Genomic DNA, 18,454 nt, shown 5'->3' on the forward strand with positions numbered 1-18,454 from the left:
GTCTGTGAGCATTTCGTGAGTGTCCGACTGGCAGACTGAGACGCATGGTGACGCTTCTGCTCGACTCCGCGCAGCTCGAAGTCGTGCTCTCGGCGACCGAGCGCGCCGCAGCATTCCGTCAGCGGAATGTCCTGGTGTCTCGCGAGCACATCGCGCGGGTGCAGCTGACGGATGACGCGTGGTCGTGGCTCCGCGGCGTGCCGCGCCCCGGACTGCTGGTTCCTGCGGTCATCGCGGCCGGTTCCTTCGAGTCAGCGGGAGGCACCGATTTCGTCCTGGTCCGGCGTCGCCGCCCGTCGGTCGTCGTCGACCTCGAGGGCGACGACGAGTTCCAGCGTCTGATCCTCACGACGCGGCACGGGGTGGCGCTCGTGCGCGCCCTGCGCCTCGACGTCGAGGACGAGCCGGCTGACGTGGCGGATCTGGTCGATCAGGCGACGTCGCGCCGCCACGACACCGCGTAGCCGATCACGGCGAACACGACGGCGTAGCCGACGAGCACGAGCCCGCCCGCCCACCACTCCAGGGGCTGGCCGGCGCTCCCGCCCATGGCGGCGTAGATGCTGTCGCCCGCGAGCGCATCCGAGGCCGCACCCGGGAGGAAGCGCACCACGTCGGCGAGCCCGTCGACCATGCTCGCGCCCACGCGGGCGATCGGCTCGACGAACTGGGTGAAAGCGAGGATGCCGACGACGGCGGCGATCTGGTTGCGGATGAGGGTGCCGAGCGCGATGCCCACGAGCACCCAGAGCACGAGGGCGAGCAGCATCCGTCCGAGGAACGCCCAGGTCTCGGGGCGTCCGAGCTGCGGGTCGACGCCGAACAGCGCCAGCATCCCACCGCCTGCGGCGACCGTCGAGCCGACGGCGGCGACGCCGAAGACGAGACCCATGACGACGCCCGCGAGCATCTTCGCCGACAACGCGACGCCACGTCGAGGGGTGGCCAGGAAGGTCGGCGTCAGGGTCTTGTGGCGGTACTCGCCGGTCACGAGCAGTGAACCCACGACGAGCGGGAACACGTATCCCATCGCCGTGGCGAGCCCGTAGATGAGGCTCGGCAGCCGATCGCCGAGCCCCGTCGGCAGCGACGTGGTGCCCGGGAGCGAGCCGTTCTCGCCCGCCGCGAAGACGGCGGCCATGCCGCCGGCCGTTCCGCCGATGTACAGGACGAGGACGATCAGGAGGATCCACCAGACCGAGGTGGAGAACTGCTTCGTCAGTTCCGATCGGGTCGCGTTCACGAGGTTCATCGCGTCTCCTCCCCGGTCACGGCCGACGGGTGCACGCGGGTGCCGCTGACGAGCTCCAGGAAGACCTCCTCGAAAGCCGGACCCTTCCGCTGCAACGCGGTCAGGGCGATGCCGGCGTCGGCGGCGATGCGTCCGACCGTCGGGGCGTCGGCACCGCGTACGGCAAGGCCCGTGCGGCGTTCGTCGCTCTCGAAGCCGGCGGCCGAGAGGGCGCGGCGGAGCGCGTCGCGATCTTCGGCGTCGACGACGGTCGCGATCTCGTCCTGCGGCACGACATGCTCGATGCCGCCCTGGTAAACGAGGCGCCCGCGCGTGATGATCATGAGCGAATCGACGGACTGCTGCACCTCTGCCAGCAGGTGCGACGAGACCAGGACGGTGCGTCCTTCCGCGGCGAGGTCGCGGAGGAAGCGGCGGATCCAGCGGATGCCTTCGGGGTCGAGCCCGTTCGTCGGCTCGTCGAGGACCAGGACGCCGGGGTCGCCCAGCAGGGCGTAGGCGAGACCGAGGCGCTGCCGCATCCCGAGTGAGAACCCGCCCACCTTGCGGCCGGCGACATCGCCGAGACCGACGATGCCCAGGGCGTCGTCGACGCGCGACGTCGGGATCCCCGCCGCATGGGCGTAGACCCGGAGATGTGCGGCGGCCGATCGGCCCGGGTGGAAGCTGGACGACTCGAGGACGGCGCCGACGGTCTGCAGCGGGTGCTTCAGGTCGCGGTAGCGGCGGCCACCGATCGTGGCGGAGCCCGACGTGGGGGAGATGAGCCCGAGGAGCATTCGCAGCGTCGTGGTCTTGCCCGCACCGTTCGGTCCGAGGAAGCCGGTGACGGCGCCCGGTTCGACCCGCGCCGTCAGGCCGTCGACCGCCGCGACGGTGCCGAAACGTTTGGCCACGTCGGTGAACTCCAGCACCTGTCCGTCCGCCATCGCGCCCCCTCTCGCCGGGTGGTTCCGCTCCCATCCTGCCCGACACGCCGCGTTCACCGCGAACTCCGAGCGGTAGCGTGGCGAGGGTGACCGACGCCGCTGCATCCGATCCGCGTGTCCGAGTCCGTGTCGATCGTGCACTCGGACATCTCACTCTCGACCGGCCGCGCGCCATCAACGCCCTCGACCTCGGCATGATCCAGCGCCTCGCCGCAGCGCTCGACGCGTGGGAGGACGACCCGGGTGTGGACGCCGTCCTCCTCGATGGCGCGGGCGACCGCGGGCTGTGCGCGGGGGGCGACGTCCGCGGGCTGTACGACCAGATCGTCGCGGGCGATGTCGCCGAGACGGCGCACTTCTTCCGGGCCGAGTACGCCCTCAACGCACGGATCGCCGCGTACCCCAAGCCGGTCGTCGTGTTCGCCGACGGTGTGACGATGGGCGGCGGGATCGGGCTCGCCGGTCACGCGGCGGTGCGGGTGGTCACCGAACGGTCGCGCCTGGCGATGCCCGAGGTGCGGATCGGCTTCACTCCCGACGTCGGCGGCAGCCTGCTGCTGGCTCGGGCGCCGGGGCGCGTGGGGGAGTACCTCGCGTTGACCGGTGAGTCGATGGATGCCGCTGACGCGATCTACGCCGGGTTCGCCGACCACCTCGTTCCCTCCGAGCGGCTCGATGATCTGCGCGACGCCCTCGTCAGTCGCGCCGACCCCCAGACCGCGACCGAGCTCGTCCTCCTGTTCGACGAGACGGCCGGTCCTGCCCGCTTCGAGGCCGCCCGGCCCTGGATCGACGACGCCTTCGCCGCCGACTCCGTCGGCGAGATCATCGGCCGGTTGCGGGGGCGCGCCGAGCAGGAGGCCCACGCCACCGCTGAGCTGCTCGAGACGCTTCCGCCGACCGCTCTTGCCGTCACCCTCGCGGCCGTCCGCGCCGCGCGCGAGCAGGACGAGCTGCGAACGGTCCTGGCGCAGGAGTACGGCCTGGTGCTGTGGTTCGCCACGACGCAGCCCGACCTCGTCGAGGGCATCCGAGCCCGCCTCGTCGACAAGGACGGGGCGCCGTCGTGGTCGCCCGCGTCTCGTGACGACCTCGCTCCCGATGTCGTCGCGCGGGCGTTCGGGTTCGAGCCCGTCCCGGCCCTATGGACTGACTGAGTCCCGTCGGACGTCCGGGCTCCGCCCGGTCGCGAGGTAATAGTCTCGGGATGCTGTGCGTCCGCGCCGTCCCGGGGCTGCGCCGCGCGAGGGAGGGTTCGTGTTCGACAGTCCGCTGTCCGTCTCGGCGTACGACGTGCTCGGGGTCGCGCCCGACGTCGACGACGAGGAGCTTCGCCGCGCCTACCGACTCCGGTTGCGGCAGACGCATCCCGACACCGGGGGCGACGCCGTGAAGTTCGTGCAGGTGCAGCGTGCCTGGGACCTGGTCGGCACGTCCGCCGCCCGCGCCGCCTACGACCGTGGACACGGTTTCGCGGACGCCCCGACCTTCTCTCCCGACGCCCCGACGTGGCGGCCGCCGCAGCGCCCGACCGACACCCGCCCGCGGGCGCGGTCGTTCGGGCAGCCCGGCGGCTGGCGCCGTGAGCGCTACCTGACCCTCATCCGGGAGTGGGTCGGACGTGGCGCAGCGGTCGACGACCCGTACGACCCCGCGCTCGTCCGGACCGCGCCCCACGAGATCCGGCGGCTGCTGGCCGACGCCCTCGCTGAGGAGGCGACGGCTCGCGTGGTCGCGGACCTCGGAATGGGGTACACCGTCTGGCATGACGTGGCCGCCGACCCCCGCGATCCCGACGTGAAGCTCGACCACGTGGTGCTCGGGCCCTCCGGGCTCTACGCCGTGCTGTCGGAGGACTTCGGCGCTCCGGTGCGCACTCGGCGCGGCGAGCTGATCGGCGAGGGCGTCGACTCGCCGATCGCGACGCTCGTGCATCGAGCGCGAGCACTCAGCCGCGCCGCGCGGGTGAAGTTCAGCGGCGCGATCGTGGTGCTCCCCGACGACGATGTGGTGCAGGCCATCGAGGAACTCGGCCGTGTGCGCGGTCTCGCGGTCGCGGTGGTGGGACGTTCGGCGCTGGCCACGGTGCTCCGTCGCGGGGTCGCCGGTGCGCGTGAGATCGGCGGGAACGAGCTCTTCGACGTCCGCACCCGCCTGCAGCAGACCGTCCGCTTCGTATGACGTCGCGAGGTGCGATGCGCGCGGCGTACGACACCGTCGCGGCCGACTACGCGGCCCTCCTGCCCGATGCGTCGTTCGAGGCCCCGGACGATGTCGCCCTGATCGACCGGTTCCTCGACCTGCTCCCGAGCGGCGCCCGGGTGGTCGACGCCGGGTGCGGCGCCGGTCGGATGCTGCGTCTCATGCACGACCGCCGCCCGGATCTGCGCACGGTCGGCATCGACCTCTCGCCGCGGATGATCGAACAGGCGCGCGCGGGCTGTCCGTTCGCCGACCTCGCCGTAGGTGACCTCGCCGAGCTGCCGCTGCCTGAGCGGTCCGCGGCCGGCCTGCTCGCCTGGTACTCCGTGATCCACGCGATGCCGGACGAGCTCGCGGTGATCGCCGCCGAGTTCGCCCGCGTCTCGATGCCGGGCGGCGTCGTCCTCCTCGGGTTCCAGAGCGGGAGCGGAACCCGCCGGATCGAGCGTGCCTACGGTCACGATGTCGCCCTGGACGCCGTCCTGCACGAACCTCGCGATGTCGCGGCGACCTTCGCGGCTCTCGGATTCGAGGTGCTCGAGCAGTGCGAGCGTCCCGCGCGAGTCGGCGAGCGCCACGCGCAGGGGTTCGTGCTCGCGCGTCGCGAGGTCAGTCCGCGAGACCCCACAGCTGCAGCGGGTGGCTGAGGCGCCACCAAATGTCCGGGTCGGGGATGTCCGCGGTCAGGCGCAGGGTCGTGGTCGCCGAGCCGAGCGGGCCGGTGAGCGTCAGCTCGCCCGCCTCGTCGCCGGCGTCGCGGGAATCGCCGAGCTCGACGTTCGCCGCAGCCTGAGACGACTGCGTGTTCCAGAGCGCGACCCGGACGTCGGCGTCGGTGACGATCTCGGCAGTCGCACCCCATGCGGTGGTCGCGGTGCCCGCGACGGTTCCCGCGGGCAGGGCCGGTGAGGCGCCGATCTCGGTGATCGTGCGATCGAGCAGCTCGGCCGTCGCGGAGTGGCGGGTCTCGTCGTCGGGCTGATCGAGAGCGGTCGCGTAAACGCGGACGTTCACCCCGTCGATGGCGGTGTCTTTCGCGGCGACGAGGTTGTACGACCCGAACAGGCTGCCCGTCTTGACGCCGACGACCGCGGGGTCGGCCAGCAGAGCATTGGTGTTCTCGACGAAACCGGCGCCCGGCAGCTCGACGGAGCGCTGCGCCACGATTCCGGCGATGACCGGGTTCGACATCGCGGTCTCGGCGAGGGCGATGACGGATGCCGGTGCCGCCGTGTTCTCCGGATCGATCCCGCTCGAATCGACGACGGTGACGCCGCCGAGATCATGGGCCTGCAGCCAGGCGTCCGCCGCCTCGACGTAGGCGTCTTCATCGGGCCAGAGGTCGAACACGAGACGGTCGGCGTAGTTGTTCGCCGATCCGATCAGCACGCCCTGCAGCAGCTGATACTGCGTCAGTACGCCGTCGACGGGGACGTCGAGAGCCGACTGGTCGTCGGCGAGGTAGGCGCGGTACTCCCGGCGGTCGGCGGAGGTGAAAGCGAATTCCGGACCCTGCTCGCCGTCGGCGAGCGGCATCCGGTCGAGGACGACGAGGGCCGTGACGAGCTTGGTGATGCTCGCGATGGACTCGGGCTCGCTCGACGAGGTCGAGACGTTCGCGAAGCCCTCGACGCCGGTCGCGCCGGCGCCTTCGAGGGGCCACGCGGGCTGTGCGACGGCTGCGGCGGGGGCGGTTACGGCGGCGGGGAGGATGTCGGGCGCGACGGCGTCGAGCGGCCAGAGAAGCGTCGCCGCCGCGTAGCCGCCCACGGTGAGGGCGGCGATTCCCAGCGTCGACAGGGCAGCCGCCGCCGCCGAGCGTCGCGGCGGCTCGGTGAGCAGGTCGGCGTGCGCGACCGTGTACGGGCCTGCTGGGGCAGCCGCTTCGTTTCGCCTGCCGCCGCGCGCGACGGCGTCCTCGTCGACCCACGCGAGGGCGACGCGCGCGTCGGGAGAACTCACCCGCCCAACGTACATCGCCCGCGCGACGTTATACTTCAGCGACAACCACGGGAGTCCGGTGAGCCGGGCTGAGAGGAAGCGATCCACGCTTCGACCGTCGAACCTGATCCGGATCATGCCGGCGCAGGGAGGAGAGAGAATGCACGCTGCTGCGTCCACCACCGAGTCCGATCGTCGTACCGGCCGCACGCCCGGCCGTTTCCGCTGGCGCGTCGTCGACATCGTCATCGCCAGCGTCATCGGCGTCGCCTGCGCCGCGGTGTTCCTGCTGTGGAACGTCGCCTATCAGGGCCCGTCCGCCGCGCTCACGCCGTTGCTTCCTGGCCTGCAGGGCCTGCTCGCCGGGCCCTGGCTCATCGCCGGCGTTCTCGGCGGCCTCATCATCCGCAAGCCGGGCGCCGCGCTCTACACCGAGCTGCTCGCGGCTGTGATCTCGGCGCTGGTCGGCAACCAGTGGGGCCCCCTCACGATCGTCTCCGGTCTCGTCCAGGGATTGGGCGCGGAACTGATCTTCCTGGTGTTCCTCTACGCGTCGTGGCGTCTTCCGGTCGCGCTCCTCGCGGGTGCGGGGGCGGGTCTCGCCGGCGGCATCAACGACCGCATCCTCTGGTACCCCGGTGCCGACACTCTCTTCACGTCGGTCTACATCGCCTCGACGACGATCTCGGGCGCCGTCATCGCCGGTCTCGGCGGCTGGCTCATCACGCGCGCGCTGGCGCGGACGGGAGCCCTCGGCCGGTTCGCGGCCGGGCGCGAAGCCACCGCCCGCGTCTGACGGTGGGCGACGCCGGGGCTCCGCGGCCCGCGACCCTCGAGGCCCGCGGGTGGGGGTGGCGCTACGCGACGCGACGCGCGTGGGCTGCACGAGAGACGACGTTCCGCATCGATGCCGGCGAGCGCGTGCTGCTGCTCGGCGCTTCGGGGTCGGGCAAATCGACGCTGCTGCAAGGCCTCGCAGGGGTCCTCGGCGGAGCCGACGAAGGCGAGCAGGAGGGGACGCTGCTCGTGGACGGGCAGCCGGCCGCGGAGGCCCGTGGCCGAGCAGGGCTCGTTCTGCAAGACCCCGACAGCCAGACGATCCTCGCGCGGGTGGGCGACGACGTCGCGTTCGGCTGCGAGAACCTGGGTCTGCCCCGCGACGAGATCTGGCGCCGGGTACGGGCTGCGTTGGATGCGGTCGGACTCGACGTCCCGCTGGATCGTTCGACCGCGGCGTTGTCGGGCGGGCAGAAGCAGCGCCTCGCCCTCGCGGGCATCGTCGCGATGCAGCCGGGTGCGGTGCTGCTCGACGAGCCGACCGCGAACCTCGATCCTGCGGGCGTCGTCGACGTCCGGGATGCCGTCGCCCGCGCGCTCGATGCGACCGGGGCCACGCTCGTCGTGATCGAGCACCGGATCGAGGCGTGGCTTCCCGTCGTCGATCGGGTCATCGTGCTGGCGCCCGGCGGCGAGGTCATCGCTGACGGCGATCCTCGAATGGTGCTGACCGAACGGGGCGAGGAGCTCGCTGCGGCGGGCGTGTGGGTGCCCGGCATCCGCCCCTCCTTCCCGCCGCGGCCCGCCACTGCGCCCGGCGATGTGCTGCTGTCGGCCGCGGATCTCGTCGTCGGACGTGCCGCCGGCTCGACGGCCGCCGGGCCACTCGACCTCGACGTGCGCGCGGGCGAGGTGCTCGGTGTCGTCGGGCCGAACGGCGTCGGCAAGTCGACTCTCGGGCTCACTCTTGCGGGACTGCTCCGGGCGCAGGGCGGCGCCGTGCGCGCGGCGGACGGACTCGCTGCCGGGGCTGCGCTCGTCCGCCGGCCGCGGCGACGTGTCGCCGCGGCCCCCGCCGACCCCGCGGCGTGGACGTCGACGGCGTTGCTGACGCGGATCGGGACGGTCCTGCAGGAGCCCGAGCACCAGATCCTGCGCGCATCGGTGCGCGACGAGCTCGAAGTCGGGCCCCGCGCTCTGGGTCTCGAGGAGACGGAGATCACTGCTCGCGTCGACGAACTGCTCGAGCGGCTTCGGCTCGCCCCGCTCGCCGGGGCCAACCCGTACACACTGTCGGGCGGCGAGAAGCGTCGCCTCACTGTCGCGGCGATGCTGGCGGCGCGTCCCCGGGTCGTGGTCCTCGACGAGCCGACTTTCGGCCAGGATGCGCGCACCTGGTCGGAGCTGGTCGCGATCATCGCTTCCCTGCGCGACGGTGTCGACGACCGCGGCCCGCTCGGCGTCGTCACGATCACCCACGACGATGCCGTGCTCGACGCGCTCGCGGCGCGCCGGTTCGCGCTCGCGCCGGCGGGGGTGCGGGCGTGAGCGCTCCCGTGCATCTCGAAGCTGCGCCGCGCGGCGTCGCGACGCTCAACCCCGTGGCGAAGCTGCTGGCGGCGCTCCTCATTGCACTTCCGCTGGTCATCACGATCGACCCGGTCTCGGCCGGCGTGGCCCTGCTCCTCGAGCTGCCGCTCCTGCTCGCGTCGGGCGTCGGGTGGCGCCGGTTCTGGATGCGGACACTGCCGCTGTGGATCGCCGCGCCGGCGGCCGCGGTGACGATCTCGCTCTACGGCGAGCGAAGCGGCGCCGAGGTCTTCTCCTGGGCATTCGTCCACGTCAGCGAGGGTTCGCTCGCGCTGGGGCTGGCGGCTGCGCTCCGCGTCCTCGCGATCGGGCTGCCGGCCGTCGTGCTGTTCATCACGGTGGACCCGACCGACCTCGCCGACGGGCTGGCGCAGATCCTGCGCCTTCCGGCCCGTTTCGTCATCGGGGGACTCGCCGGGATGCGGATGCTCGGTCTGCTCGCGGAGGATTGGCGCGCGCTCGCCCTCGCGCGGCGGGCCCGTGGCGTGGCCGACGCCGGCCGGCTGCGGCGCACGCTGGGGATGGCCTTCGCGCTTCTCGTGCTGGCCATTCGACGGGGCTCGGCGCTCGCGACCGCGATGGAGGCTCGGGCCTTCGGTGCGCCGGTGCGCCGCACGTGGGCGCGGGAGTCGCGGCTCGCGGCATCCGATGTCGCGGTCATGGCGGGCGGGCTCGCGATCTCGGTCACGGCAGTGGCCGTGTCGGTTGCGGTGGGAGCCTTTCACCCGATCTTCGGCCCGTCCTGAGATCAGGCCACGAGATCGGGTCTCAGAGGCTCCCGACCGTCGTCTCCGCCAAGCGCCGGGCCAGCGCCTCCTCGACGACGAGCTCGGTGATCAGCCCGGCGGCGAGAGCCCCGCGCAGCGCGTCGAGCTTGGTCAAACTCGAGACCGCGCACAGGCGGCGGGGGATGCGCCGGATCGCTTCGAGCGAGGGTCCGCTCGAGCGGGCGTTGAGCTCGATGCCGGTCGCCGAGCCGTCGATGCGGTAGAACACCGTCGCGCAGTCGCCGACGACGCCGTCGCGGAGAAGCGAGCGCAGGTCCTCGCCGGTGAGGTAGCCGCCCGCGTACACATGGGACGGGACGTCGGCGTGCGGGGAGCCGAGCCCGAAGACGAACACCTGCACGCGCGACTGCGCGTCGAGGACGCGCCGGATCGACCGCTCGCGCCACAGCAGCTGTTTGGTCAGCGGGTCGTCGAACAGCGCCGGCACGGGGAACTGCTGGACGTCGGTGCCGAACGCCTGCCCGAACCGCTCGAGGATCGCGCCGGAGTACGAGATGCCCGACGTCGACTCGTTCGCCGCACCGTTCATCTGCACGATCTGCGAGTCGTGCAGCCGTTTCGTCGGCAGGTGGCGGGCGATCGCCGACACCGTGGCTCCCCAGGCGATGCCTATGCTGGCGTCGGGATCGAGCGTCGACGACAGGACGTGGGCCGCCGTCCGTGCGGTGCGCTCGAGCCGTTCGGCGTCATTCGTGCGCGGCGGTGTGCTCACGACGTGCACCGAGATGCCGAAGCGCTCGGAGAGCCGTCGTGCCACCACCGAGTTCGCCTCGTGCGGGGAGTGAACCGTGATCTCCACGAGACCGATGTCGCGGGCGTGCGAGAGCAGACGCGACACCGATGACCGCGACAGGCTCATCTCGGCCGCGATCTGATCCATGGTCCGGTCCTGCACGTAGTAGAGCTGCGCGGCGCGCAATGCGTCGCGCGTCCGGGCTTCGGCTTCGGCATCCGCGCTCATCGTCGTCCGTTCTGCACGTTCGTGCATAGCCGCGGCGCCGGTGCACATCTGTGCACGACCGTTGCGCATCCGTGCGGTGGACCCCAGTGTAGATCGGGACAGCCGTGGAAAAGGATGCATGTATGACCGAGTCGACGCCGACCACCCGAGCGAACATCCGAGCCCTGCGTGAGCGCCCCCATGCCGAGGTCCTCGTGATCGGCGGCGGTATCAACGGCATCGCGACGTTCCGCGATCTCGCGCTCCAGGGCGTCGACGTCGCCCTCGTCGAGCGCGGCGACTACGTCAGCGGCGCCTCGTCGGCATCGAGCCACATGATCCACGGCGGCGTGCGCTACCTCGAGAACGGCGAGTTCCGCCTCGTGAAAGAGTCGGTGACCGAGCGCAACCGCCTCGTGCGCAACGCCCCCCACTTCGTCAAGCCGCTGCCGACGACGATCCCGATCCACCGCACCTTCTCGGGCATCCTCGCGGCCCCGTTCCGGCTGCTCGTGACGCACGGCCGCGGCAAGCCCCGCGAGCGCGGCGCTCTGCTGATCAAGGTCGGTCTGATCATGTACGACACCTTCTCGCGCGACGGCGGATCGGTGCCTCGTCACCGGTTCCGCGGCCGCCGCAGCTCGCGGACGCAGTTCCCCGAACTCGACGAGCGTTTCCGGTACACCGCAACGTATTACGACGCCTCGATGCACGACCCCGAGCGCCTCGCGCTGGACGTGTTGCGCGACGGAGCGCGCGAGGACTCCGCTCGGGCCGCGAACTACGCCCCGGTGGTCGGTGCCGACGGATCGTCGGTCATCATCCGCGACGCCGTCACCGGCGAGGAGTTCCCCTTCTCGGCGGACGTCATCGTGAACACGAGCGGTCCCTGGACCGACCTGACCAACACCGCACTCGGCACCCCGACGCGCTTCATGGGTGGCACGAAGGGCTCGCACATCGTCCTCGACAACACGTCGCTGCTGGAAGCCACGGGCGGCAACGAGATCTTCTTCGAGGCCGCGGACGGCCGCATCGTCCTCATCTACCCGCTCAAGGGCCGGGTCATGGTCGGCACGACCGACATCGACGCCGACCCCGCGAGCGCGACGGTCTGCACCGACGACGAGATCGACTACTTCTTCGATCTGATCGGGCAGGTCTTCCCCGACATCTCGGTCGATCGATCGCAGATCGTCTACACCTTCTCCGGCATCCGTCCCCTCCCGCGGCACGACGACCTCGCCCCGGGCTTCGTCTCGCGCGACTACCGCATCGAGAAGGACCGTCTGGGCGATGTGCCCGTCCTGAGCCTCGTCGGCGGCAAGTGGACGACGTTCCGGGCGCTCGCCGAGCACCTCGCCACCGACGTGCTCGGTCTGATGCGGCGTCCGCGCCGGGTCGCCACCACCGACCTCGCGATCGGCGGCGGTGCCGGGTACCCCCGCAGCGTCGCGCAGCGTCGTCGCTGGATCGACGCCCATCGCGGTGCGCACTCGGCGGAGTTCGCCGATCGGATGCTGGAGCGCTACGGCACCTACGCGCAGGAGGTGCTCGCCGCTCTCCCCGTCGCTCAGCAGGAGCTCGCGCACGCGCCCGGCTACTCGGTCGAGGAGATCGCCTTCCTCGCGGAGCGCGAGGAGGTCGTGTCGCTGATGGACCTGCTGCTGCGTCGCACGTCGATCGCGTTCGTCGGCGGCGTCTCGATGCAGACGCTCTCCGAGGTCGCCGAGGCGGCTGCGTCGGCGCTGGGCTGGGACGATGACGCCGTGCGCGCCCAGGTCGAGGAGGCCGCGCAGGCCCTCGAGGAGGCGCACCGCATCGACGTGCGGACCTCGCACCTGGCGCCGCTCGACGCCTGACGCTCGCAGACCCGGCGAGGCCCGACGCCGGATCACCCTCGGGCCACCCTCTCGCGCGGCGACGTCGCCCGCGATGATTCTGCAGAAAGGTCGACGCTGACATGCACGACATCAATCTCGGGCTCTACTTCGTGTCAGAGCTCGTGGGAACAGCGATGCTGCTCTTGCTCGGCGGTGGCGTGGTCGCCAACGTCATCCTCGCCAAGTCGAAGGGTCTCGGCGGCGGGACGCTGATGATCAACTGGGGCTGGGGCCTCGCGGTCTTCGCCGGTGTGCTCGTGTCGTCGTACTCCGGCGCGCAGCTGAACCCCGCCGTGTCGATCGGGCTCCTGGTGGGCGGGAAGATCGAGTTCGTCCAGTTCCTCGTCGCGATCGCCGCCCAGTTCGTCGGCGCCTTCCTCGGCGCCGTGCTCTGCTGGCTGGCCTACCACGACCACTTCGACGCCGAGCCCGACCCGGCCAACAAGCTCGGGGTGTTCTCGACCGGCCCCGGCATCCGCGCCTACGGCTGGAACCTCGTGACCGAGATCATCGCGACCTTCGTGCTCGTGTTCGTGATCTTCGGCTTCGCCGACTACGGCGACATCGAGATCGGCACCCCGGGCTCGCTCGGACCCCTGACCGCCGTCCCGGTCGCCCTCCTCGTGGTCGGCATCGGCGCCTCGCTCGGCGGACCGACGGGCTACGCGATCAACCCGGCCCGCGACCTCGGACCCCGCATCGCTCACGCCGTGCTCCCCATCAAGGGCAAGGGCTCGAGCGACTGGTCGTACGCGTGGGTTCCCGTCGTGGGACCCCTCATCGGCGGTACGCTCGCGGCACTCGCTGCCGGCGCCCTGCTCGGCTTCGCCTGATCCGTCCACCCCCGAACCGACAACGCTGACAGACAAGGACGTCACATCATGACCGACTACATCATCGCCCTCGACCAGGGCACGACCTCGAGCCGCGCCATCATCTTCGACAAGAAGGGGTCGATCATCTCCGTCGGGCAGAAGGAGCATGAGCAGATCATGCCCCGGGCTGGCTGGGTCGAGCACGACCCGATCGAGATCCGCGACAACATGCGCGAGGTCATCGGCATCGCGCTCGGCCGGGCGAACCTGACCCGTCACGACATCGCCGCGATCGGCATCACCAATCAGCGCGAGACCGCCGTCGTCTGGGACAAGAACACCGGCATCCCCGTCTACAACGCCATCGTGTGGCAGGACACCCGCACGCAGTCGATCGTCAACCGTCTGGCGGGCGACGAGGGCGTCGAGCGGTACAAGGACATCGTCGGGCTGCCGCTGGCGACGTACTTCTCGGGCACGAAGATCGTCTGGATCCTCGAGAACGTCGAGGGTGCACGCGCGAAGGCCGAGGCCGGCGACCTCATCTTCGGCACGACCGACACGTGGGTGCTGTGGAACCTCACCGGAGGCCCGTCGGGCGGCATCCACGCCACCGACGTCACGAACGCGTCGCGCACGCTCTTCATGGACCTCGAGACCCTCGAATGGCGGGACGACATCCTGGCCGACTTCGGTGTGCCGCGCTCGATGATGCCCGAGATCCGCTCGTCCAGCGAGGTCTACGGCGAGGCGCGCGACACGTCTCTGCTGCGCGAGACGCCGGTGGCCGGCATCCTCGGCGACCAGCAGGCCGCGACCTTCGGCCAGGCGGCCTTCGACGCCGGAGAGAGCAAGAACACCTACGGCACCGGTAACTTCCTGATCTTCCAGACCGGCACCGAGATCGTGAAGTCCGAGAACGGCCTGCTCACGACAGTCGGCTACAAGCTGGGCGACGGACCCACCCACTACGCGCTCGAGGGCTCGATCGCCGTCACCGGGTCGCTCATCCAGTGGCTGCGCGACCAGCTCGGGATCATCTCGACCGCTCCCGAGGTCGAGCAGCTCGCGCTGTCGGTCGAAGACAACGGCGGCGTGTACTTCGTCCCCGCCTTCTCGGGTCTGTACGCACCGTACTGGCGGCCGGATGCCCGCGGCGCGATCGTCGGGCTCACGCGCTACGCCAACCGCGGCCACCTCTCCCGCGCAGCGCTCGAGGCCACGGCCTTCCAGACCCGCGAGGTGCTGGATGCCGTCAACGCCGACTCCGGGGTCGACCTGGCCGAGCTGAAGGTCGACGGCGGCATGATCGCCAACGACACGCTGATGCAGTTCCAGGCCGACATCCTGGGCGTTCCCGTCGTGCGGCCGGTCGTCGCCGAGACGACGGCGCTCGGTGCCGCCTACGCAGCCGGCCTCGCGGTCGGCTTCTGGAGCGACCTCGACGAGCTGCGGGCCAACTGGCAGGAAGACAAGCGCTGGACGCCGAACGACGACGTCGAGGAGCGCGAGCGCCAGCTGCGGCTGTGGAAGAAGGCCGTGACGAAGTCGATGGACTGGGTCGACGACGACGTCCGCTGAGGTCAGAGGGAGAGGGCGAAGCAGACCGAGCGCGGCATCGTCTCGACATAGGGCTCGTAGACGGGGATGCGGCTGAAGCCCATCGACGCGTAGAGCGCCATGGACTCGGGCTGCTGGAGTCCGGTCTGCAGGATCACGCGCTCCGCGCCGTCCGCGCGGGCGGCCTCGAGCGCGGCCGACATGAGTCCGCGGGCGATGCCGAGCCCTCGGAAGCCCGGTGCCACGATGAGGCGCTTGATCTCCCACTCGTCGCCGAGCCGGCGCAGGATGACGTGCCCCGCGGGGGCCTCGTCGGCGCCGGCTTCGGCGGCGAGGGCGATCAGCGTCGCGACGATCTCGTCGGGGTGCGTCGCGAGTGCACGGGCGCGGGCGCGGCGTCGCTCGTCCGGCTCGTCGCCGTGGAAGCCGTCGTAACGCGCGCCGAGGTCGTCGTCGAGCTGGCGGCGCAGGTCGCGGGCGCGGGCATCGTCGTAGGCGACGTCGACGATCCGCCAGGTCAGGTCTCGTTCCACAGCGACCGATAGTAGGCCAGTCGCTCGGGGTCGGGGGCGACACCGTAGGCCGCGATGAGCGTGTCTTCCCAGCCGGGACCGTAGTTCCACTCGGTGCTCATCGAGGCGACGGCGATGTCGGCCCAGCGGTCGGCGACGCCGAGCGCGCCGAGGTCGACGTGCGCGAGCCACCGTCCGCCGTCGTCGATGAGGGTGTTCGGGCAGCAGGCGTCGCCGTGGCAGACGACGAGGAGATCGGGCTCGGGCGCCTCGTGGAGGGATGTCGGAACGGCGATGCCGCGGGCCGCTGCGGTGCGCAGCCGGTGCTCGACGCCCCAGTCGAACGGGCAGCCGGCGACGGGCAGGGCGTCGTGGAGGGCGCGGAGCCCCTCGCCGACGGCGCGCACGGCGGTGGCGGGATCCGCGACCCAGCGAGGATCGACCGCCGACCGGCCGGGCAGCGCGCGGGTCACGAGCCATTCGATGTTGCCGTCCTCACCGGTCTCGATGACCTCGGGCACCGGTGTGAATTGTGCGGCCCATCGCAGGCGCCCCGACTCGTCGTGCATCGAGGTCTCGAGATTCCGCGGACCGATCTTGACGACGCGGCCGTCGTCGGTGCGGAACGTGAGGCCACCGATCGCGTTGCGCCACAGCGGCGTCGAGCTCGCGCCGCGGGTGAGTCGGCGCAGCCGTGCGGCGATGTCGGGCGGGATCGGCGCATCCGGCGGCAGCAGGGTCACAGCCCCATCCTGCCCCTGCAGCTCAGCCTGTCGACGGCACGCGCGACGACCGGCGGGAAGCCGGCCGCGGGCGTTCTAGGGTGGAGGGGCGAGTTCGAAGGAGAACACATGCAGATCGCGGGAGTCTCCGCCCTCATCGCGGGCGGCGCCAGCGGACTGGGCGCGGCCACGGCGCGGCGCCTCGCCGCTGACGGTGCGCACGTCACGATCGTCGACCTGCCGGGGTCGCCCGGCCGGGAGGTCGCCGCCGAGCTCGGCGGGCGGTTCGCCCCCGCCGACGTCACCGACCCGGACGAGGTCACCGATGCCGTCGAGACAGCCGGCCGTGCCGCGCCGCTGCGGATCGTCGTCAATTGCGCCGGAATCGCACCGCCCGCCAAGGTGCTCGACCGCGAGGGCGCGCCCACGCCGCTCCCGGACTTCGAGCGGATCATCCGCACCAACCTCGTCGGCACCTACAATGTCGTCGCTCAGGCGTCGGCGGCGATCGCGCGGACCGAGCCGACCGACTCGGGAACCCGCGGCGTGATCGTCAACACCGCCTCCGTCGCCGCCTTCGACGGCCAGATCGGCCAGCCCGCCTACGCCGCATCGAAGGGGGGAGTGCACGCGATGACCCTGCCGATAGCGCGCGAGCTCGCGCGCTACGGCATCCGCGTCTGCACCATCGCCCCCGGGATCATGCAGACGCCCATGATGGCCGGGCTGCCGGATGCCGCGCAGCGCTCGCTCGGTGAGCAGGTGCCGTATCCGCAGCGGCTGGGGGCGCCGGAGGAGTTCGCCGCGCTCGCCGCCCACATCGTCGACAACGACTACCTCAACGGCGAGACGATCCGTCTCGACGGCGCGATCAGAATGGCACCACGATGACCGACACTGCACCCGACACTGCATCCGACACCGTTCTGCTGCGGCGCGAGGGCGCGCTCGCGCGCATCACCCTGAACCGTCCGGCATCCCTCAACGCGGTCGACGCCGAGATGGCCGCCCGTTGGCGCGAGGTCGCCGCCGAGGTCGCGGCCGACGCGTCGATCGGGGCCGTGATCCTGGATGCTGCGGGCCGTGCCTTCTGCGCGGGCGGCGACGTCGTGTCGATGTCGACGTCGGGCATGGGCGGCACCGCGGTCACCGAGACGGCCCGCGTCATCCACGACGGCATCACCTCGCTGACCGAGGCGGCGGTGCCGATCGTCGCGGCGGTCCAGGGCGCGGTCGCCGGGGGAGGGCTCGGGATCATGCTCGTCGCCGACTACATCGTCGCGTCGCCGTCGGCGGTCTTCGTCAGCAAGTACGCCAACATCGGGCTCACTCCCGATCTCGGTGTGTCGACTCTGCTGCCGGCCGCCATCGGCCAGCGCCGGGCGCTGCAGCTGCTGCTCGACGACACGGCGCTCGACGCCGCGACCGCACGCGACTGGGGCCTGATCGCCGAGGTCATCGACGACCCGGCCGCCCGCGCGCAGGCGCTCGCCGAATCGTGGCTGCACGGCGCGACGACCGCGTTCGGTCAGGCCAAGCGCCTCGTGCGCGAGGGCGCCGGGCGCACCTTCGCGCAGAACCTCGACGACGAGGCGCGGACGATCGGCGCGCGTTTCGACAGCGACGAGGCGCGTGTCCGCATCGACGCGTTCGCCGCAGCATCCGCCCGCCGGACCCGACCCGAGGAGAAGTCATGACCGACCCGAAGCCCCTGGCGGGCAAGACGCTGCTGATGTCGGGCGGGAGCCGCGGCATCGGTCTGGCCATCGCGCTGCGCGCTGCGCGCGACGGTGCGAACATCGCCTTGCTCGCCAAGACCGACCAGCCGCATCCGAAGCTCGAGGGCACCGTCCACACTGCCGCCGCCGAGATCGTCGCGGCCGGCGGCCAGGCCCTGCCGATCGTCGGCGACGTCCGCGACGAGGACTCGATCACCGAGGCGGTGCTGAAGACGCAGGGCGAGTTCGGCGGGATCGATATCGTCGTCAACAACGCATCGGCGATCGATCTCTCGGGCACGCTGGAGCTCGCCACGAAGCGTTTCGACCTCATGCAGGGGGTCAACGTGCGCGGCACGTTCCTGCTCTCGCGGGCCGCCATCCCGATCCTGCGAGAGGCCGAGAACCCGCACATCCTCTCGCTGTCGCCCCCGCTCAACCTCTCGCCGAAGTGGCTCGGCGCGCACACCGGCTACACCCTCGCGAAGTACGGCATGACGATGGCGACCCTCGGCGTCGCCGCGGAGTTCGCCGGCGACGGCATCGCCGCCAACACCCTGTGGCCGCGGACGACGATCGCGACGGCGGCGGTGAAGTACTCCCTCGGCGGCGACCGCATGATGGCCGCGAGCCGCACTCCGGAGATCTACGCGGATGCCGCCTACCACGTGCTCGTCCAGCCCTCACGCGAGTACACGGGGCAGACCCTCATCGTCGAGGATGTGCTCGAAGCCGCCGGCGTGACCGACTTCTCGAGCTACGCCGCCGTCCCGGGAACGCCCGACGCCGAGCTGTTCCCCGACGTCTTCCTCGACTGACGGGTCG

19 protein-coding genes and 1 riboswitch are annotated in these 18,454 nt (G+C 71.4%); of the genes, 13 read left to right on the forward strand and 6 right to left on the reverse strand.

Annotated elements, in window-relative coordinates; translation table 11 throughout:
• Nucleotides 1-44 precede the first annotated feature (44 nt).
• Nucleotides 45-464 (forward strand): hypothetical protein, encoded by a 420-nt coding sequence (locus VC184_RS02060; RefSeq protein ID WP_114589068.1) that lies wholly within the window; start codon nt 45-47, stop codon nt 462-464.
• On the opposite strand, the gene VC184_RS02065 is transcribed toward VC184_RS02060, so the two are convergent.
• Nucleotides 431-1,252, reverse strand: a complete 822-nt coding sequence (locus VC184_RS02065) for an ABC transporter permease subunit (RefSeq protein WP_282501977.1) — start codon at nt 1,250-1,252, stop codon at nt 431-433. The two genes, VC184_RS02060 and VC184_RS02065, sit on opposite strands and share 34 nt — an antisense overlap.
• Nucleotides 1,249-2,181: an ATP-binding cassette domain-containing protein gene (locus tag VC184_RS02070; protein ID WP_274178258.1), complete on the reverse strand. Its 933-nt coding sequence runs from the start codon at nt 2,179-2,181 to the stop codon at nt 1,249-1,251. Before VC184_RS02070 ends, VC184_RS02065 begins: the two co-directional genes overlap by 4 nt.
• A gap of 86 nt (nt 2,182-2,267) precedes the next feature.
• Between VC184_RS02070 and VC184_RS02075 the strand changes: the two genes are divergently transcribed.
• The 3 genes from VC184_RS02075 to VC184_RS02085 all read left to right on the forward strand — a co-directional run bounded on the left by VC184_RS02075 (nt 2,268) and on the right by VC184_RS02085 (nt 5,030).
• On the forward strand, nt 2,268-3,338 hold the full coding sequence (locus tag VC184_RS02075; RefSeq protein WP_323987164.1) for an enoyl-CoA hydratase/isomerase family protein: 1,071 nt from the start codon (nt 2,268-2,270) through the stop codon (nt 3,336-3,338).
• Nucleotides 3,339-3,438: 100 nt separating this feature from the next.
• A complete protein-coding gene (locus tag VC184_RS02080) occupies nt 3,439-4,362 on the forward strand; it encodes a DnaJ domain-containing protein (protein WP_269267077.1) in 924 nt (307 codons plus the stop codon).
• Nucleotides 4,359-5,030, forward strand: a complete 672-nt coding sequence (locus VC184_RS02085) for a class I SAM-dependent DNA methyltransferase (protein ID WP_323987165.1) — start codon at nt 4,359-4,361, stop codon at nt 5,028-5,030. The genes VC184_RS02080 and VC184_RS02085 overlap by 4 nt, the downstream gene beginning before the upstream one ends.
• Here the strand turns inward: VC184_RS02085 and VC184_RS02090 are convergent.
• Nucleotides 4,993-6,345: a D-alanyl-D-alanine carboxypeptidase family protein gene (locus VC184_RS02090; RefSeq protein WP_323987166.1), complete on the reverse strand. Its 1,353-nt coding sequence runs from the start codon at nt 6,343-6,345 to the stop codon at nt 4,993-4,995. The two genes, VC184_RS02085 and VC184_RS02090, sit on opposite strands and share 38 nt — an antisense overlap.
• A 37-nt stretch (nt 6,346-6,382) precedes the next feature.
• Nucleotides 6,383-6,492: riboswitch (TPP riboswitch) on the forward strand.
• Here VC184_RS02090 and VC184_RS02095 point away from each other — a divergent pair.
• The 3 genes from VC184_RS02095 (at nt 6,485) to VC184_RS02105 (ending at nt 9,437) form a co-directional block, all read left to right on the forward strand.
• Nucleotides 6,485-7,120: an ECF transporter S component gene (locus tag VC184_RS02095; protein WP_112616187.1), complete on the forward strand. Its 636-nt coding sequence runs from the start codon at nt 6,485-6,487 to the stop codon at nt 7,118-7,120. (Overlaps the previous riboswitch by 8 nt.)
• A 2-nt stretch (nt 7,121-7,122) precedes the next feature.
• Nucleotides 7,123-8,649 carry an ABC transporter ATP-binding protein gene (locus tag VC184_RS02100; protein WP_323987167.1) on the forward strand — a complete coding sequence of 509 codons (1,527 nt, stop codon included), beginning with the start codon at nt 7,123-7,125 and terminating at the stop codon, nt 8,647-8,649.
• Nucleotides 8,646-9,437, forward strand: a complete 792-nt coding sequence (locus tag VC184_RS02105; protein WP_114589073.1) for an energy-coupling factor transporter transmembrane component T family protein — start codon at nt 8,646-8,648, stop codon at nt 9,435-9,437. The genes VC184_RS02100 and VC184_RS02105 overlap by 4 nt, the downstream gene beginning before the upstream one ends.
• 22 nt (nt 9,438-9,459) lie before the next feature.
• Here the strand turns inward: VC184_RS02105 and VC184_RS02110 are convergent, their stop codons facing one another.
• Nucleotides 9,460-10,440: a sugar-binding transcriptional regulator gene (locus tag VC184_RS02110; RefSeq protein WP_112616956.1), complete on the reverse strand. Its 981-nt coding sequence runs from the start codon at nt 10,438-10,440 to the stop codon at nt 9,460-9,462.
• A gap of 122 nt (nt 10,441-10,562) precedes the next feature.
• Here VC184_RS02110 and VC184_RS02115 point away from each other — a divergent pair, with 122 nt between their 5' ends.
• The 3 genes from VC184_RS02115 to glpK all read left to right on the forward strand — a co-directional run bounded on the left by VC184_RS02115 (nt 10,563) and on the right by glpK (nt 14,698).
• Nucleotides 10,563-12,281: a glycerol-3-phosphate dehydrogenase/oxidase gene (locus tag VC184_RS02115; protein ID WP_323987168.1), complete on the forward strand. Its 1,719-nt coding sequence runs from the start codon at nt 10,563-10,565 to the stop codon at nt 12,279-12,281.
• Between the two features lie 101 nt (nt 12,282-12,382).
• Nucleotides 12,383-13,135 carry an MIP/aquaporin family protein gene (locus VC184_RS02120; RefSeq protein ID WP_274178264.1) on the forward strand — a complete coding sequence of 251 codons (753 nt, stop codon included), beginning with the start codon at nt 12,383-12,385 and terminating at the stop codon, nt 13,133-13,135.
• 48 nt (nt 13,136-13,183) lie between these two features.
• Complete coding sequence (gene glpK / locus VC184_RS02125; protein ID WP_274178265.1) at nt 13,184-14,698, forward strand: glycerol kinase GlpK; 1,515 nt, start codon at nt 13,184-13,186, stop codon at nt 14,696-14,698.
• Between the two features lie 2 nt (nt 14,699-14,700).
• Here glpK and VC184_RS02130 read toward each other — a convergent pair whose 3' ends face one another.
• Together VC184_RS02130 and VC184_RS02135 are read right to left on the reverse strand one after the other, a co-directional pair.
• Nucleotides 14,701-15,210, reverse strand: coding sequence for a GNAT family N-acetyltransferase (locus VC184_RS02130; protein ID WP_240309802.1), 510 nt, complete (start codon nt 15,208-15,210; stop codon nt 14,701-14,703).
• Complete coding sequence (locus VC184_RS02135) at nt 15,195-15,932, reverse strand: aminoglycoside 3'-phosphotransferase (RefSeq protein ID WP_323987169.1); 738 nt, start codon at nt 15,930-15,932, stop codon at nt 15,195-15,197. Before VC184_RS02135 ends, VC184_RS02130 begins: the two co-directional genes overlap by 16 nt.
• A gap of 108 nt (nt 15,933-16,040) precedes the next feature.
• Here VC184_RS02135 and VC184_RS02140 point away from each other — a divergent pair, with 108 nt between their 5' ends.
• From VC184_RS02140 to VC184_RS02150, 3 genes are read left to right on the forward strand one after another with little or no spacing between them, the layout of a single operon-like run.
• The gene (locus VC184_RS02140; RefSeq protein ID WP_323987170.1) at nt 16,041-16,802 is read left to right on the forward strand and encodes an SDR family NAD(P)-dependent oxidoreductase; all 762 of its coding nucleotides are present in this window, start codon (nt 16,041-16,043) and stop codon (nt 16,800-16,802) included.
• Nucleotides 16,799-17,608 (forward strand): enoyl-CoA hydratase/isomerase family protein, encoded by an 810-nt coding sequence (locus tag VC184_RS02145; RefSeq protein WP_323987171.1) that lies wholly within the window; start codon nt 16,799-16,801, stop codon nt 17,606-17,608. The genes VC184_RS02140 and VC184_RS02145 overlap by 4 nt, the downstream gene beginning before the upstream one ends.
• A complete protein-coding gene (locus tag VC184_RS02150) occupies nt 17,605-18,447 on the forward strand; it encodes an SDR family oxidoreductase (RefSeq protein WP_269267089.1) in 843 nt (280 codons plus the stop codon). The genes VC184_RS02145 and VC184_RS02150 overlap by 4 nt, the downstream gene beginning before the upstream one ends.
• Nucleotides 18,448-18,454: the final 7 nt, after the last annotated feature.

It is taken from the genome of Microbacterium plantarum, assembly GCF_035231185.1.
GTDB lineage: Bacteria > Actinomycetota > Actinomycetes > Actinomycetales > Microbacteriaceae > Microbacterium > Microbacterium plantarum.

What these genes read in the sequence shown, in the direction of transcription:
- VC184_RS02060 (WP_114589068.1), top strand. Translation starts at nt 45, where the DNA reads ATGGTGACGCTTCTGCTCGACTCCGCGCAGCTCGAAGTCGTGCTCTCG.
- VC184_RS02065 (WP_282501977.1), bottom strand. Translation starts at nt 1,252, where the DNA reads ATGAACCTCGTGAACGCGACCCGATCGGAACTGACGAAGCAGTTCTCC.
- VC184_RS02070 (WP_274178258.1), bottom strand. Translation starts at nt 2,181, where the DNA reads ATGGCGGACGGACAGGTGCTGGAGTTCACCGACGTGGCCAAACGTTTC.
- VC184_RS02085 (WP_323987165.1), top strand. Translation starts at nt 4,359, where the DNA reads ATGACGTCGCGAGGTGCGATGCGCGCGGCGTACGACACCGTCGCGGCC.
- VC184_RS02095 (WP_112616187.1), top strand. Translation starts at nt 6,485, where the DNA reads ATGCACGCTGCTGCGTCCACCACCGAGTCCGATCGTCGTACCGGCCGC.
- VC184_RS02110 (WP_112616956.1), bottom strand. Translation starts at nt 10,440, where the DNA reads ATGAGCGCGGATGCCGAAGCCGAAGCCCGGACGCGCGACGCATTGCGC.
- VC184_RS02115 (WP_323987168.1), top strand. Translation starts at nt 10,563, where the DNA reads ATGACCGAGTCGACGCCGACCACCCGAGCGAACATCCGAGCCCTGCGT.
- VC184_RS02120 (WP_274178264.1), top strand. Translation starts at nt 12,383, where the DNA reads ATGCACGACATCAATCTCGGGCTCTACTTCGTGTCAGAGCTCGTGGGA.
- glpK (WP_274178265.1), top strand. Translation starts at nt 13,184, where the DNA reads ATGACCGACTACATCATCGCCCTCGACCAGGGCACGACCTCGAGCCGC.
- VC184_RS02140 (WP_323987170.1), top strand. Translation starts at nt 16,041, where the DNA reads ATGCAGATCGCGGGAGTCTCCGCCCTCATCGCGGGCGGCGCCAGCGGA.
- VC184_RS02145 (WP_323987171.1), top strand. Translation starts at nt 16,799, where the DNA reads ATGACCGACACTGCACCCGACACTGCATCCGACACCGTTCTGCTGCGG.
- VC184_RS02150 (WP_269267089.1), top strand. Translation starts at nt 17,605, where the DNA reads ATGACCGACCCGAAGCCCCTGGCGGGCAAGACGCTGCTGATGTCGGGC.